This window comes from Streptomyces umbrinus, assembly GCF_030817415.1.
GTDB lineage: Bacteria > Actinomycetota > Actinomycetes > Streptomycetales > Streptomycetaceae > Streptomyces > Streptomyces umbrinus_A.
Window position 1 is genome coordinate 8,686,386 of record NZ_JAUSZI010000002.1, and the last position, 14,959, is coordinate 8,701,344.

Annotated in this window: 15 protein-coding genes and 1 pseudogene; 12 read left to right on the forward strand and 4 right to left on the reverse strand. The window is 70.1% G+C overall.

From position 1 onward, the window contains the following. Nucleotides 1–42: 42 nt before the first annotated feature. The 5 genes from rpsA to QF035_RS38355 all read left to right on the forward strand — a co-directional run bounded on the left by rpsA (nucleotide 43) and on the right by QF035_RS38355 (nucleotide 5,693). Nucleotides 43–1,554, forward strand: a complete 1,512-nt coding sequence (rpsA, locus tag QF035_RS38335; RefSeq protein ID WP_307525612.1) for a 30S ribosomal protein S1 — start codon at nucleotides 43–45, stop codon at nucleotides 1,552–1,554. 347 nt (nucleotides 1,555–1,901) lie between these two features. Next, nucleotides 1,902–3,428: a flavin monoamine oxidase family protein gene (locus QF035_RS38340; RefSeq protein ID WP_307531738.1), complete on the forward strand. Its 1,527-nt coding sequence runs from the start codon at nucleotides 1,902–1,904 to the stop codon at nucleotides 3,426–3,428. A 155-nt stretch (nucleotides 3,429–3,583) separates the two neighbouring features. Beyond that, nucleotides 3,584–4,522: a PAC2 family protein gene (locus QF035_RS38345; protein WP_307525614.1), complete on the forward strand. Its 939-nt coding sequence runs from the start codon at nucleotides 3,584–3,586 to the stop codon at nucleotides 4,520–4,522. 132 nt (nucleotides 4,523–4,654) lie between these two features. Beyond that, nucleotides 4,655–5,263, forward strand: a complete 609-nt coding sequence (gene coaE, locus QF035_RS38350; protein ID WP_307525616.1) for a dephospho-CoA kinase — start codon at nucleotides 4,655–4,657, stop codon at nucleotides 5,261–5,263. Nucleotides 5,264–5,312: 49 nt separating this feature from the next. Continuing rightward, a complete protein-coding gene (locus QF035_RS38355) occupies nucleotides 5,313–5,693 on the forward strand; it encodes a tetratricopeptide repeat protein (protein ID WP_055617514.1) in 381 nt (126 codons plus the stop codon). A 45-nt stretch (nucleotides 5,694–5,738) separates the two neighbouring features. Here the strand turns inward: QF035_RS38355 and QF035_RS38360 are convergent, their stop codons facing one another. Beyond that, nucleotides 5,739–6,002 carry a DUF6343 family protein gene (locus QF035_RS38360; RefSeq protein WP_307525619.1) on the reverse strand — a complete coding sequence of 88 codons (264 nt, stop codon included), beginning with the start codon at nucleotides 6,000–6,002 and terminating at the stop codon, nucleotides 5,739–5,741. 35 nt (nucleotides 6,003–6,037) lie between these two features. Here QF035_RS38360 and QF035_RS38365 point away from each other — a divergent pair, with 35 nt between their 5' ends. The 3 genes from QF035_RS38365 (at nucleotide 6,038) to QF035_RS38375 (ending at nucleotide 8,610) form a co-directional block, all read left to right on the forward strand. After that, a complete protein-coding gene (locus tag QF035_RS38365) occupies nucleotides 6,038–7,075 on the forward strand; it encodes an acyltransferase domain-containing protein (protein ID WP_373466798.1) in 1,038 nt (345 codons plus the stop codon). A 135-nt stretch (nucleotides 7,076–7,210) separates the two neighbouring features. Beyond that, nucleotides 7,211–7,942 (forward strand): class I SAM-dependent methyltransferase, encoded by a 732-nt coding sequence (locus QF035_RS38370; RefSeq protein WP_307525620.1) that lies wholly within the window; start codon nucleotides 7,211–7,213, stop codon nucleotides 7,940–7,942. A 209-nt stretch (nucleotides 7,943–8,151) separates the two neighbouring features. After that, nucleotides 8,152–8,610, forward strand: coding sequence for a DoxX family protein (locus QF035_RS38375; RefSeq protein WP_307525621.1), 459 nt, complete (start codon nucleotides 8,152–8,154; stop codon nucleotides 8,608–8,610). Between the two features lie 99 nt (nucleotides 8,611–8,709). On the opposite strand, the gene QF035_RS38380 is transcribed toward QF035_RS38375, so the two are convergent. Next, nucleotides 8,710–9,204 carry an RNA-binding S4 domain-containing protein gene (locus QF035_RS38380; RefSeq protein WP_307525622.1) on the reverse strand — a complete coding sequence of 165 codons (495 nt, stop codon included), beginning with the start codon at nucleotides 9,202–9,204 and terminating at the stop codon, nucleotides 8,710–8,712. A gap of 66 nt (nucleotides 9,205–9,270) precedes the next feature. Between QF035_RS38380 and QF035_RS38385 the strand changes: the two genes are divergently transcribed. Continuing rightward, on the forward strand, nucleotides 9,271–10,005 hold the full coding sequence (locus QF035_RS38385; protein WP_307525623.1) for a uracil-DNA glycosylase: 735 nt from the start codon (nucleotides 9,271–9,273) through the stop codon (nucleotides 10,003–10,005). Here the strand turns inward: QF035_RS38385 and QF035_RS38390 are convergent. Together QF035_RS38390 and QF035_RS38395 are read right to left on the reverse strand one after the other, a co-directional pair. After that, complete coding sequence (locus QF035_RS38390) at nucleotides 10,002–10,409, reverse strand: (2Fe-2S) ferredoxin domain-containing protein (RefSeq protein WP_307525624.1); 408 nt, start codon at nucleotides 10,407–10,409, stop codon at nucleotides 10,002–10,004. The two genes, QF035_RS38385 and QF035_RS38390, sit on opposite strands and share 4 nt — an antisense overlap. After that, nucleotides 10,406–11,156, reverse strand: a pseudogene (locus QF035_RS38395) (GntR family transcriptional regulator). The gene QF035_RS38390 and the pseudogene QF035_RS38395 overlap by 4 nt, the downstream one beginning before the upstream one ends. 271 nt (nucleotides 11,157–11,427) lie before the next feature. Here QF035_RS38395 and QF035_RS38400 point away from each other — a divergent pair. The 3 genes from QF035_RS38400 (at nucleotide 11,428) to QF035_RS38410 (ending at nucleotide 14,942) form a co-directional block, all read left to right on the forward strand. Then, the gene (locus QF035_RS38400) at nucleotides 11,428–12,921 is read left to right on the forward strand and encodes an NCS1 family nucleobase:cation symporter-1 (protein ID WP_307525626.1); all 1,494 of its coding nucleotides are present in this window, start codon (nucleotides 11,428–11,430) and stop codon (nucleotides 12,919–12,921) included. Between the two features lie 2 nt (nucleotides 12,922–12,923). Then, nucleotides 12,924–13,640 carry an aspartate/glutamate racemase family protein gene (locus QF035_RS38405; RefSeq protein WP_189840405.1) on the forward strand — a complete coding sequence of 239 codons (717 nt, stop codon included), beginning with the start codon at nucleotides 12,924–12,926 and terminating at the stop codon, nucleotides 13,638–13,640. Between the two features lie 276 nt (nucleotides 13,641–13,916). After that, a complete protein-coding gene (locus QF035_RS38410; protein WP_373466799.1) occupies nucleotides 13,917–14,942 on the forward strand; it encodes a glycoside hydrolase family 6 protein in 1,026 nt (341 codons plus the stop codon). Nucleotides 14,943–14,959 lie beyond the last annotated feature (17 nt).

The following is a 14,959-nucleotide window of genomic DNA, read 5'->3' on the forward strand; positions in this document are numbered from 1 at the left end:
CAGTACCTACGACTCACTGTCCGTACCGGAGCCCTTACCCACATGACGAGCAGCACCGAGACCACCGCCACCACCCCGCAGGTTGCGGTCAACGACATCGGTAACGAGGAAGCCTTCCTCGCCGCGATCGACGAGACGATCAAGTACTTCAACGACGGCGACATCGTCGACGGCGTCATCGTGAAGGTCGACCGGGACGAGGTCCTGCTCGACATCGGTTACAAGACCGAAGGTGTCATCCCGAGCCGCGAGCTCTCGATCAAGCACGACGTCGACCCCAATGAGGTCGTCAAGGTCGGCGACGAGATCGAAGCCCTTGTTCTCCAGAAGGAGGACAAGGAAGGCCGCCTGATCCTCTCGAAGAAGCGCGCCCAGTACGAGCGCGCCTGGGGCACCATCGAGAAGATCAAGGAAGAGGACGGCATCGTCACCGGCACCGTCATCGAGGTCGTCAAGGGTGGTCTCATCCTCGACATCGGCCTCCGTGGCTTCCTGCCGGCTTCTCTCGTCGAGATGCGCCGTGTCCGCGACCTCCAGCCCTACGTGGGCAAGGAGCTCGAGGCGAAGATCATCGAGCTGGACAAGAACCGCAACAACGTGGTCCTGTCCCGCCGCGCCTGGCTCGAGCAGACCCAGTCCGAGGTTCGCCAGACGTTCCTCACCACCCTGCAGAAGGGTCAGGTCCGCTCCGGCGTCGTCTCCTCGATCGTCAACTTCGGTGCCTTCGTGGACCTGGGTGGCGTCGACGGTCTCGTTCACGTCTCCGAGCTCTCCTGGAAGCACATCGACCACCCCTCCGAGGTTGTCGAGGTCGGCCAGGAAGTCACCGTCGAGGTTCTCGACGTCGACATGGACCGCGAGCGTGTCTCCCTGTCGCTGAAGGCGACGCAGGAAGACCCGTGGCAGCAGTTCGCCCGTACGCACCAGATCGGTCAGGTCGTCCCGGGTAAGGTCACCAAGCTCGTTCCCTTCGGTGCGTTCGTGCGCGTCGACGAGGGCATCGAGGGTCTGGTCCACATCTCCGAGCTGGCCGAGCGCCACGTGGAGATCCCGGAGCAGGTCGTCCAGGTCAACGACGAGATCTTCGTCAAGGTCATCGACATCGACCTCGAGCGCCGTCGCATCAGCCTCTCGCTGAAGCAGGCCAACGAGGCCTTCGGTGCCGACCCGGCGACGGTCGACTTCGACCCGACGCTGTACGGCATGGCCGCGTCGTACGACGACCAGGGCAACTACATCTACCCCGAGGGCTTCGACCCCGAGACCAACGACTGGCTCGAGGGCTTCGAGTCCCAGCGTGAGGTGTGGGAGACCCAGTACGCCGAGGCGCAGACGCGCTTCGAGCAGCACCAGGCTCAGGTCATCAAGTCCCGCGAGGCGGACGCCCAGGCCGAGGCCGAGGGTGTCACCACCCCGGGTGCGGCTCCGGCCGCCTCCAGCGGTGGTGGCGGCGGCGGTTCGTACTCCTCGGAGTCGGACGACAACTCCGGCGCCCTGGCGTCGGACGAGGCGCTGGCCGCCCTCCGCGAGAAGCTGGCCGGAGGCCAGAGCTGATCGCTCACCTCCAGGCAGTAACTGGCTGGTGACTGCGGGCCCGCACCCTTCTGGGTGCGGGCCCGCAGTGCGTTCACCTCGCGCGGGCCGGGTTCTGCTGTGCCGGATGCCGGATGCCGGATGCCTGGCGCTCGCGGCCGAGGCGTTCGTTCGGCCGGAAGCTCGCGGTTGCAGAAACTTGCGGGATACATGAATAACTGACGGGCCGTAACCGGCCATTGGGAGGCTTCCTCGGTCGTTCAAGATCGAGAAGGGGAGCCCCCGTCATGGCACAGCCTCAGAGCGGTCCTGGTACGAGTCGGCGTTCGTTCCTGCGCAAGGTGGGCCTCACCGGCGGCGCGGGCACGATGTTCGCCACCATGGGGGCCCTCGGCCTCGCCCCCACGGCCCAGGCCGCCCAGCGCGAACTGCCCTTCCACGCCCCGAAGCCGAGCGACTTCACGCTCAGCGGGCGCGGCGCGGCCAAGGTGGTGGTCGTCGGCGGCGGCATCGCCGGCCTCACGACCGCGTACGAACTCGGCAAGGCGGGCTACGACTGTACGGTCCTGGAGGCCAGAGACCGCACCGGTGGCCGCAACTTCACGGTCCGGGGCGGCGACACCACCACCGACCTGTTCGGCAACAGGCAGACGGCCCGCTTCGGCGACGGGCAGTACATGAACGCGGGCCCGGCCCGTCTGCCCCAGTGGATGGTCACTCTTGACTACTGCCGCGAACTCGGCGTCCCGGTCGAGGTGTTCACCAACGTCAACGCGGACGCGTACCTCTTCAACGAGTCGGCCGGCATGACCGAGCCGATGCGGTACCGAACGGCGAAGGGCGATGTCTACGGGTACGTCTCGGAGTTGCTCGCCAAGGCCACGGACACGGGTGCCCTCGACGCGGAACTGACCGCCACCGACCGGGAGAGGCTCGTCGAGTTCCTCAAGGACTTCGGCGACCTGGGAGACACGCTGGACTACACGGGTGGCGAGCGCCGCGGATACGACGTCGTCCCCGCGGCGGCGGGCACCCCCGGTGTGCTCCTCGGCGACGTCCCGTCCGCCTCCGAGGTGTTCGCGAGCGGCGTCGGCCGTTACTTCTCCTTCGAGTTCGGCTTCGACCAGGCGATGCTGATGTTCCAGCCGGTGGGCGGCATGGACCGGATACCGCGCGCCCTGACGAGGGCGATCGGGGGCCATCGCATTCGCACGGGGGCCGTCGTTTCGAAGATCACCGACAAGGGGAGCGGCGTCACCGTCACGTACACCCAGGGCGGCCGGACCAGGAGCATCGACGCCGACTACTGCGTCGGCGCGCTGCCGCCCAACATCCTCGCCAAGATCCCGCACAATCTCGGCTCAGGCGTACAGACCGCGCTGGAGGCGATCACCCCGTCGTCCGCGGGCAAGATCGGCCTGGAGTACCGCTCCCGCTGGTGGGAGCTCGACCACCGGATCTACGGCGGCATCACCGAGACCGACCAGGACGTCACCCACATCTGGCACCCGTCCCACGGCTTCCACGGCGAACGCGGCGTCATGATCGGCTACTACAACTACGGAGCCGACGCGGACGCGTACGCGAAGCTCACACCCAGGCAGCGCGAGACGCGTGCGGTCGCCGCGGGCGTGAAGATCTACGGAGCGAAGTACCGCACCGAACTGGCGTCCTCCTTCTCCCACCACTGGCGCCAGACGCCCCATTTGGAGGCCGCCTGGCACACCACCACCGGCGGCCCCGACCACGCCCGCTACAAGCCGCTCAACGAGCCCACAGGACGCGTCTACTTCGCCGGCGACTGGCTCAGCTACACGGACGCCTGGCAGCACGGAGCGTTCACGTCCGCCCGCAAGGCGGTCACCGCGCTCCACGCGCGCGTGCTGGCGGCGTAGCGCCGGCAATGGTGTTGTCATGGCGTCTTGCACTGTCATGGCGAGGTCAAGGCGCATGAGAAGCCGGTAAAAGGGGGCAGCGAACGGGCGTGGGCGGGGAATGCTCGTGTCCCGGTCCGCGTTGTGGAGTACGAACACGAGGAGGAGCGGTCACTGTGCTTGATCCGCAGGGTTTGTACGCATGGGAGCCGAAGGGCCTGGCTGTCGTCGACATGGCGCTCGCCCAGGAGTCGGCCGGTCTTGTCATGCTCTACCACTTCGACGGATACATCGACGCGGGCGAGACCGGCGACCAGATCGTCGACCGGCTGCTCGACTCGCTGCCCCACCAGGTCGTGGCCCGCTTCGACCACGACAGGCTCGTGGACTACCGCGCCCGGCGCCCGCTCCTGACGTTCAGGAGCGACCGCTGGGCCGACTACGAGGAGCCCACGCTGGACGTGCGGCTCGTCCAGGACGCCACCGGCGCGCCGTTCCTGCTGCTCTCCGGTCCCGAGCCGGACGTCGAGTGGGAGCGCTTCGCCGTGGCCGTCCAGCAGATCGTCGAGCGCCTGGGCGTGCGCCTGTCCGTGAACTTCCACGGCATTCCCATGGGCGTACCGCACACGCGCCCCGTGGGCCTCACACCGCACGGCAACCGCACGGATCTCGTCCCGGGCCATCGCAGCCCCTTCGACGAGGCCCAGGTCCCCGGCAGCGCCGAGTCGCTGGTCGAGTACCGCCTGATGCAGGCCGGACACGACATCCTGGGCGTCGCCGCCCACGTGCCGCACTACATCGCCCGCTCTCCGTACCCGGACGCGGCACTGACCGTCATGGAGGCCATCACGGCGGCCACCGGTCTGGTCCTGCCCGGGATCGCGCACGCCCTGCGCACCGAGGCGCACCGCACGCAGACCGAGATCGACCGGCAGATCCAGGAGGGCGACGAGGAACTGGTCGCGCTCGTCCAGGGACTTGAGCACCAGTACGACGCGGCCGCGGGCGCCGAGACGCGGGGCAACATGATGGCCGAGCCGGTGGAGATTCCGTCTGCGGACGAGATCGGGCTGGAGTTTGAGAAGTTCCTGGCGGAGCGGGAGGGCGACGCGTAGCGCTTCGCTGGCGGGCTCGTATTTTGGCTGCGGGTGCGTTGTGGCTGGGCGCGCAGTTCCCCGCGCCCCTTCGGGGGCGCCGCCGGAGCCCCCGAAGGGGCCGTGGCGGTGGCGGGGCCTAAGCTCTTGGGCATGCTGAAGGTTGGTCTGACCGGTGGGATCGGGGCCGGCAAGAGTGAGGTGTCGCGGCTGCTCGTGGAGCATGGCGCCGTACTGATCGATGCCGACAGGATCGCGCGGGAGGTCGTGGCGCCGGGCACCGAGGGGCTCGGGGCGGTCGTCGATGCCTTCGGCGAGGGCGTGCTCGCCGAGGACGGCAGTCTGGACCGGCCCAGGCTCGGGTCGATCGTCTTCGCGGACGCCGAGAAGCTCGCCGTGCTGAACTCGATCGTGCACCCCCTGGTGGGTGCCCGCTCCCACGAGCTCGAAGCGGCCGCCGCGGAGGACTCCGTGGTCGTGCACGACGTTCCCCTGCTCGCCGAGAACGGCCTCGCACCGCTCTACGACCTCGTGATCGTCGTCGACGCGAGCCCCGAGACCCAGCTCGACCGGCTCGTACGGCTGCGTGGCATGACCGAGGAGGACGCCCGCGCCCGCATGGCCGCCCAGGCCACGCGCGACAAGCGCCTGGAGATCGCGGACGTCGTCATCGACAACGACGTACCACTCGAAGCCCTGGAGCGGCGCGTACGGGACGTGTGGGCGGATCTGGTCCGGCGGGCCGGGGCGGCCTCGGAATAGTGGGCCCCTCGGGGGCGTTGACTCCCTGCAGTGAGGGAAGGACTCTGCCGTGCCCGAGACCAGCGGATTCACCGGACGTACTCCGGAGACGCATGTCATCGACTTCCGTGCCGCCGAGCAGTTGCTGGCCGCGCGGGATCCGCGGGGTGCGGTGAAGCTGCTGGACCGAGTCATCGCCGCACATCCCGAGAACACCGCGGCCCGGCTGCTGCGCGCGCGTGCCTTCTTCGCGGCGGCGCAACTGCGGCCCGCCGAGCTGGAGTTCACCATCGTGCTGGAGCGCGAGCCGGACAACGCGTTCGCGCACTTCGCGCTCGCCCGCACCTATGAGCGCTCCGGCCGCTCCGACCAGGCCCTGCGCCACTTCAGGCTCGCGGCGGCGCTGGACCCGCAGCCGGAGTATCTGGCCGCGGCGCGCTTCGACTCCTGACACGAGGCCAGTGGCTCTGAGAGTCAGGGCGGTGAAGCGCGCGCCCTACAGGCGGTGTTCCGGGGGTCGGTACGGCGGGATGTCGGGTCCGGGCTGGTAGTGGGGTCCCTGGCGGATGTGCCTGAGAACCATCGCCAGGTCGACGGTGACGATCAGCCACAGCACTCCGCAGGCGATCGCCCAGCCCGGCCGCCCGGCGAGGGCGAAAGCGGCCGTCCCCGCGATCGCCCAGACAAGGCCCCACACACTGAGCCACAGGCGTGCTCTCAGCGCACTGCGCGCAGTCGACGGTTCACTACCCGTACGCATCCGGACCACTACTCCTACCGGGAAACGTACTCTTCGTGGTGCACGTTCACCAAGAGGCGGACGAACGGGGAGCAACTGTGCTGGTGGAGGAGCTGCGGGCGGACGAGAGGCTCGCCGGATGGCTGAGGGACCTGGAGAGCGAGGGCGAGCCCGGCGGTCCACGGGCGGAGGACGTCCTGCCGGACGCGATCGCGCTGCCGGACGTCCTGCTCGACCTGTCGGTGCCGCACGAGTACGTCAACGAACTCGTCGCACTGCGCGGCCTGGTGGTGGCGGACCCGGAGGCGATGACGCTGCTGCGGCGGTGCGTCGCCCGGTTCGTACGCGGCATGGGGGAGATCGGCAAGGGGTGGGAGCCGCCCGCGTTCCCGGAGTCCACCGGAGCGCTCGGGCGCACCTTCCATGTGTTCGTCTTCATCGCCGCGCTGCCCTATGTGCGCGCCTATCACCTGCAGCGAGGCGTTCCGGCGGACGTGTCCCGGCGTACGCTCGCCGACCTGGGCCGGCACATGGCCGTGCACCGGCGACGCGTCGGCACCAGCGGGCTGCTGGTGCCCTGGTGGATCGGGCTGCACTTCCACGGGGAGCTGTACCAGCTGGGGCGGCTGCAGTTCCAGCGCGCGCGGCTCGGCGGCCACACGGGGGAGGCAGCCGCGGCCGCAGGACTCGACACCGGCCCCGGCGACCTCTGTCTGAGCGTGCACATCGCCGATTTCCGGGGACCCCTGTCACCGGAGGCCTGCGACCAGTCGCTGGTCCTGGCCCGGGAGTTCTTCGCCCGCCACTACCCGGACGAGAGCTACGCGGTGGCGGAGTGCCACTCCTGGCTGCTCGACCCGCAGTTGAAGCGGTACCTTCCGGCGGACTCCAACATCGTGAGTTTCCAGGACCGGTTCCAGGTCGCCTACGAGGAGACGAAGGCGGACGACAAGGGTCCCGTGGGATTCGTCTTCGGCGATCCGGAGCTGCCGGTGGAGGAGTTGCCGCGGCGGACCAGGATCGAGCGGGCGGTCGTGGACCATCTGCGGGCGGGCGGTCACTGGTACGGCGGGCATGGCTGGTTCGCGTGGTGACCGAAAGTTTTGTGACCAGCTGACGTCATTGGCGGTCAACTACCGGTCAGTTCCTGGCCAGTTCGCGGTGTCACTCGAACGGGTGGTGTGGGCGGTGGTGGGAACGGGGCGGCGGGCACGGGCCGTTGGGCTGGTATGACGATCGAGATGCGTGAGGGATACGAGGGGACAGGACCCGGCGCCATCACGCCGGACGGCTGCGCGGTGGAGCTGTACTCGCGGCTGTCCGTCGGGGACGAGCCGGACATCATCGCCGGAGCCGTGCCGGCGGGGGCGCACATTCTCGAACTGGGCAGCGGTGTGGGGCGTATGACCCACCCGCTCCTGGAGCGGGGCTTCACGGTGACGGCCGTGGACGAGTCGGCCGAGATGCTGGAGCGGGTGCGTGGGGCGCGCACGATATGCAGCCCCATCGAGACGCTCGGCCTGGCGGGGGAGAAGTTCGACGTGGTGATGCTCGCCTCGTTCCTCGTGCACAACGGAGACGACGAGGTGCGGCGCGGGATGCTCGACGCCTGCCGGAGCCATGTCGCGGACGACGGGTGCGTGCTGATCCAGCGCGAGGGGGAGGACTACCACACGAATCTGCCGCGCGAGCGAAGCGAGATGGGGGTCCCCCCGGCCGGAGGCTGGGGGAGGCAGGATCCGAGCGGGTTCACCATCCGGATGCTCTCGGCGGAGCCGGTCGGGAACGGGGTCAACTCGGTGCGGGCGGAGTATGTGTTCCCGGACGCGGTGTGGACGCAGACGTTCCTCGCCCGGCCGCTCACGAAGGAGGCGTTCGAGGAGGCGCTGGGGGAGTCGGGGCTGAAGGTCGACCGGTATCTGACGGATGACCGGGTGTGGGTTCGGGCGGTACCGGCGTGATGGCTTGACGGCCCGTTGGCCCGTTGGCCCGTTGGCCCGTTGGCCTGCCGGTGTGCCGGTGTGCCGGTGTGCCGGTCTGAAGGGCGAAGTCCCCTTGCGGGGAAACGAATTCCGGGGCAATGAATTCCTCGTGCGGCGATGAGTTTCGGACACCGGTCCGGTCTTCCTCTGTGACAGCAACGCGCACCGCTTCACACAGGGAGATCCCCATGTCCGAGACCACCGCTTCCGTCACTTCCGGCACCGGCACCGGCACCGTCATCGCCGAGTCCGCGACCGCCCGTGGCCGTCGTGCCCGCCTCGCCCTGCGGGGACTTCAGGTGCTGCTCGCTCTCTTCTACGCGTTCGCGAGCGCGCTGCCCAAGCTCATCGCGCACCCCTCGGCGGTCGAGGTGTTCGACGAGATGGGCTGGGGCAGCGCGGGGATGTACAGCATCGGCGCGCTCGAACTGGCCGGTGCCGTCGCGCTGTTGATCCCGGTGCTCTCGTCGGTGGCGGCCGTGTCGCTGGGCGCGCTGATGGTGGGCGCGTTCATCACCCAGATCACCGTCTTCGGAGGGGAGAACGCGGCTACCCCGCTCATCCTGATACTTCCGCTGGCACTCATAGCCTGGGCCCGGCGAAGGGACGCGGCCGAGCTGCCGAGGCTGATCGGCGGGCGCTCCTGAGCGCCCCCATAGGGGCGCGGGGAACTGCGCGACCAGCCACGGACGGCCCGCACCCGGCGTACTAGCTCTCCCAGCGCACTCGCCCTCCCACTGCCAAGGTCAAGACTCAGGGGTGCCGGGGCCGCCATCAGGCGCCCCAAGCCCCCGCAAACGCTCCAGCTCGCGCCGATCCCGCTTGGTGGGCCGTCCCGCACCCCGATCGCGCACCCCCGCCGGAGCGACGGCCTCGCGAGGCGGAGGCGGCGGACTGTTGTCCACAAGGCACTCGGCGGCGACAGCCGCCCCCACTCGCTTGCGGATCACACGCTTCACGACGACCACCCGCTCCCGGCCGTCGTGCCGCAACCGGACCTCGTCACCGACACGGACGGTGTGCGCGGGCTTGACGCGTTCGCCGTTCACCCGGACATGACCTCCGCGGCAGGCGGCGGCACCCGTCGAACGGGTCTTCACAAGGCGCACGGACCAGATCCAGCTGTCGACGCGCACGGTCTCACCGCTCGCCGGCGCGGCCGCCTTCGCGTCGGCCACGGCGGCGTCGGAGCCACCCGCGCCGGTCCCGTCCTTGCCGTTCCCATGAGTCCCTGAAGCCATGGTCCGACCTTAGTCCTCGACGGACGGGCAGTCGGAACCGTTTTCCGCCGGGCATACCGTGGGGGTATGGAGCAGGAGCGCGGCCTGGCCGAGCTGACCGAACTGGACGAGCGCATCGCCGGGTGCCGGGCGTGCCCGCGGCTGGTCGACTGGCGGGAGGAGGTGGCCCGGACGAAACGGGCCGCCTTCGCGGACTGGACGTACTGGGGCCGCCCGGTGCCGGGTTTCGGGCCGCCGGACGCCTCGCTGCTGGTGGTCGGACTCGCGCCCGCGGCACACGGTGGGAACCGGACCGGGCGGATGTTCACGGGAGACAGGTCCGGGGACGTGCTGTACGCGGCGCTGCACGATGTGGGCCTGGCGTCCCAGCCCACCTCCGTGAGCAGCGACGACGGGCTGGCCCTGCACGGCGTACGCGTCACCTCGCCCGTGCACTGCGCGCCGCCCGCCAACAAGCCGACGCCGGAGGAGCGGGACACCTGCCGGCCCTGGCTGGTGAGCGAGCTGCGGCTGCTCAGGCCCACCCTCCGCGCGGTCGTCGTGCTCGGTGCCTTCGGCTGGCAGGCCGCGCTGCCCGCGTTCGCCGAGGCGGGATGGACGATGCCCCGGCCCCGGCCGGCCTTCGCCCACGGGGCACGGGTCACGCTGGACGGACCCGACCGGCCGCTGGAGCTCTTCGGCTGCTTCCACGTCAGCCAGCGCAACACCTTCACGGGGCGGCTCACCCCCGAGATGCTGCGAGACGTGCTGCGCACGGCGGCGAAGGCGGCGGACCTGCCGACCCGACCGTACGAGGGCTAGCGTCGCGCCCGGTCCCGTTCGCCCGCCGACTGTACGAACTGCAGCTCAAGGGTGGCCGGGGGAGGGGCGATACCCGGGCCGCCCGCCTGCGCCCAGCGGAGTATCTCGTCGGTGCAGTCGTCGCCCATCGACCAGCCGATCCAGACGGGCCGGCCGCCTCGCCTGCGGCCCTCGCCCGACGGCTGTACGACGATGATGTTGGCTTGATCGCACGGGCCGAGGCAGTCCGTCGTACTGACCGCGAGGCGCCCGCCGGAGGCCTCGGCCGCGGCGCGCAGCCGGTCCAACTGCCATTCGTGGTCGTAGCCCGGATACTTGCGCGCGTCGCCGCAGCAGCAGCCGCGGCAGACGACGAGCGTGCAGGGACGGGTCCTCGCGGCACCGACAGCCGTACGGACGGTCACGCTTCTCCCTCGGAGCCGGAGCCGGAGCCGGAGCCGGAGTTGGAGTTGGAGTTGGAGTTGGAGCCGGAGTTGCCAGTGGCGTTGGCTTGGGAGGCGGGGTCGGTGTCGCCGAAGAGGTGGCGCACCGTCGAGCGGTAGTTGGCCTGTACGTGGGCCAGGGCGTGGGCGCGGGCCAGCTCACGGTCGCCGGAGGCGATGGCCGTGTACAACTCGCGGTGTTCGGCGAGGAGTTGGGGCCACTCCTCGTTCTGGCGGGTGAGCCAGCGCAGCCGGCCGTCGACCGGCTCCATCACGGAGATCAGCAGGCTGTTTCCGGCCATCGCCAGGATCCGGTCGTGGAAACGGGTGTTGATGTCGGTGATCGCCTCCGCGTCGTCCGCGCGGGTCGCGGCGGCGGCGCGGTCGAGGAGCTCCTCCAGCTCGGCGAGATCGGCCCGGGTGGCGCGCTGCGCGGCCAGCCCGGTGGCGTACACCTCGAGGGCCTCGCGCAGTTCGAAGAGTTCCGCGACGTCCGTCGGGGTCAGGCGGCGTACGACCGTGCGGCGCGGGGTCTCGAAGAGGACGAAGCCCTCGGCGACCAGGGCCCGGATCGCCTCGCGGACCGGTACGCGGGAGACCCCGAACCGCTCGGCCAGCTCGCGCTCGACCAGCCGGTCGCCGGGCAGCAGCCGCCCCGGCGATGATCTCCTGCCGCAGCGAGCTGAGGACCCGCTCGCGCACCGCCCCCAGCGGTTCCACCGTTGTCATGGGTCCATCCTCGCCGAACCGGAGACGGTTTTACCGAGCTGTAACCGTACGGACATGGCGAGATGTCGTCGGCGGCGAGACCATGACCTCAGTTTGGTATACCAAAACTGCAAGCGGCTGATCCCCGGGCCTCAGCTCTCAGCCTCACCATGTCCCTCCCCGCACCCCACCTCGCACGCCCCCGTCCCCGCACTCTCCTCGCACCCCGAACCCCGCACCCGCATCCGTACTCCCGCAGTCCTCCCGTCGTCCCCTCGCTCATGGAGGCCTTGTGTCCCTCGCCGATCCAGCGACAGCCACCGGCACGCCGGCGTTCGTCCCCGACCCCCGGCTCACCAACGAAGACCTCGCGCCCGCGGGCAAGCGCAACTGGAAGGTCTTCGACCTCTTCGCCATGTGGATGTCCGACGTCCACAACCTCGGCAACTACACGTTCGCGGCGGGCCTGCTGGTCCTCGGCATGAACGTCTGGCAGATCTTCACGTCCCTGCTCGTCGGCTTCGTGCTCATCTACGTCGGCATGAACTGGATGGGGAAGATCGGGCAGCGGCACGGCGTGCCCTTCCCCGTGATCAGCAGGATCAGCTTCGGGGTCTGGGGAGCCAATATCCCCGCCCTGATCAGGGCCGTCATCGCCATCATGTGGTACGGCATCCAGACCTACCTGGCCTCCGTCGCCGTCAACATCATGCTGCTCGCGGCCTGGCCGGGTCTGGAGTCCTGGACCCACAGCTCGTTCCTCGGTCTAGACGCCCTCGGCTGGGTGTCCTTCCTCTCGCTGTGGCTGCTCCAGGCGCTCATCATCAGCCAGGGCATGGAATCCGTACGGAAGTTCCAGGACTTCTGCGGTCCGGCCATCTGGCTCGTCATGATCGCCCTCGCGATCTGGATCCTCGCCAAGGCCGACTGGACCATCTCGCTCACGACGACTCCGAACCCGGTCTCCGTCGGTGAGCAGTGGCGCCAGTGGTTCGGCGCGATCGGGCTGATCCTCGCCACGTACGGCACGCTGATGCTCAACTTCTGCGACTTCTCGCGCTTCGCGCCCGACTACCGGACGGTCAAGCGCGGCAACTTCTGGGGCCTGCCCATCAACTCGACCGCCTTCGTGATCGTGTCGGTCATCGTGACGGCCGGCTCGCTGGAGGTGTTCGGCAAGGCCATCACCGACCCGGCCCACCTCGTCGCCGAGATCGGCAACACCTGGGTCCTGGTGCTGGGCGCGCTGACCTTCGCCATCGCCACCATGGGCGTCAACATCGTCGCCAACTTCGTCTCGCCCGCGTACGACCTGGCCAATGTCTGGCCGCAGAAGATCACCTTCAAGGTCGGCGGCCTGATCAGCACGGTGGCCGCGCTGGTGGTGACCCCGTGGAACCTCTTCTCCAACCCCACGGTCGTCCAGTACTTCCTCGGCGGTCTCGGCGCCTTCCTCGGCCCGCTGTTCGGTGTGATCATGCTCGACTACTTCTGGGTCAAGCACGGCCGCATCGACGTGAACGAGCTCTTCAACGCCGAGCCCGGATCGCGCTACTACTACCGCAAGGGCGTCAACCCCAAGGCCCTGTGGGCGTTCCTGCCCGCGGCGGCGGTCTCGGCGGTGCTCGCCCTCGTGACGACCTTCAGCGAGGTCGCCCCGTACTCGTGGTTCATCGGGACGGCGCTGGCCGCCGGACTGTACGCGCTCCTGTGCCGCTCCGAGCGCGCCGCGGCCCCTGCCACCGAGCCGGCGTCGGCTCCGACTTCGGCTCCCGTGGAGGGCTGAGCGTGCGGATCGTCGTCACCAACTGCAACACCACGCAGGGGATGACCGAGGAGATCGTGCGAGGTGCCCGGGCCGCAGCAGGCCCGGGCACCACCGTGCTCGGACTCACCCCCGCCTGGGGACCCGAGTCCGCCGAGGGCTGGCTCGACAGCTACCTTTCGGCGGCCGCCGTCATCGACACCCTGCGGACGTACGAGGGCCCGTACGACGCCGTCGTCATGGCCGGCTTCGGGGAGCACGGGCGCGAGGGCGTACGGGAACTCGTGGACGTACCCGTCGTCGACATCACCGAGGCGGCCGCCCATCTCGCGTGCCTGCTCGGGCGGCGGTACGGCGTCGTCACCACGCTGGAGCGGTCGGCCGGGCAGATCGAGGACAGCCTGTACGGGGCCGGGGTGGCCCAGCACTGTGCCGCCGTCGTGGGCACCGGGCTCGGCGTCCTCGACCTCGGCGACTCCGAGCGCACCGAAGCGGCCTTCGTGGCCGCCGCCGAGCGGGCCCGGGACGCGGGCGCCGAGGTCCTGGTGCTCGGTTGCGCCGGGATGACCGGGCTGCAGCGGGCGGTGGGGGACAAGCTGGGGCTGCCGGTCGTCGACGGGGTGGGCGCGGCTGTGAAACTCGCCGAGTCGCTGGTGTCGCTGGGGCTGACGACGAGCCGGGCGGGGAGCTATGCCAAGCCCCTGCCGAAGCGGCGTACTTGGGGGCCGCCGTCGGAGTGATTCTCTCCGCCCCCGAGCGGCGAACGGGGTGGCCGGGCGCGGCTGACCGCAGACTCCGGGGGAGCGGCGCCGGTACGTGGTCGGTGCCCCGCAGAGGAGTCGCCGCCGTTGCCTCCGGCGGTGGGAACGGAGTCGGTCGTGGTCGCTGGTACGGGTGCCCGTGTTCGGTTGTTCGCCCATGGCGCCCGTTCCTGCGCCACCCGCGGTCGTGCCCGTGCCCGGTTGTTCACTGGTGGCCGGGGCCCGGGCCCTGCCGGGGGTCGGTTCCGGGTTCGGGTGGTCGCCGTCGGGCTGGCCGCTCTGGTGGTCGCCGCCTCGGCGGGTGTGTGGGGTGCCGGGACTTCGGGTGCGCGTGAGGTGTCCGGCGCGGGCGGGGTGTCGGGTGTCGGTCCGGCCTGGCGGGGCGAGCCGCAGGTGAGGGGGCCCGGTCCCGCGGAGTCCTTCTGGGTCGATCCCCGGTCCCGCGCCGCCCTGCAGGCCGCCGAATGGCGCCTTGCGGGACGGACCGCTGACGCCCTGCTCATGGACCGGATCGCCGCCCGTCCCCAGGCCGAGTGGCTCAACGGGCCCGCGTCCCGGGCGGTGGTGCGGGCCCGTACCGCCGCTGCCGCACGACAGGGACGTACGGCCGTACTCGTCGCGTACTACATCCCGCACCGCGACTGCGGTTCGTACTCGGGAGGCGGGGCCTGGAACGCCGCGGGCTACCGGAAGTGGGTCGACGAGTTCGCGACGGGGCTCGGCGACCGGGACGCGTACGTGATCGTCGAACCGGACGCCGTGGCGCAGACGGTGGCGGGCTGCGTCTCGGTCGTGGCCGAGGAGCGGTACGCGCTGCTGGCGTACGCCGTGGACCGCCTCAAACGGCAGCCCGGTACCCGTGTCTACCTCGACGCGGGCAACTCCGCCTGGCTGCCGGACACTTCGCGGCTGGTCGAGCCGCTCACGCAGTCGGGCATCGCCCGCGCCGACGGCTTCGCGCTGAACGTCTCCAACTTCCAGACCGACGCGGCCAGTTCGGCGTACGGGAATCGGCTGTCGGCGGCTCTCGGCGGCAAGCACTTCGTGATCGACACCAGCCGCAACGGCAACGGGCCCTACACCGGCACCGATTCCTGGTGCAATCCGCCGGGCAGGGCCCTGGGAACACCGCCGACCACCGCCACCGGCGCTCCGCTGATCGACGCCTACCTGTGGATCAAGCGCCCGGGCGAGTCCGACGGCACCTGCCGGGGCGGACCGACCGCCGGACAGTGGTGGCCGTCGTACGCGCTGGAGCTGGCCCGGAACGCCCGCGGTTGAACGGGCGTGGCCGGGGT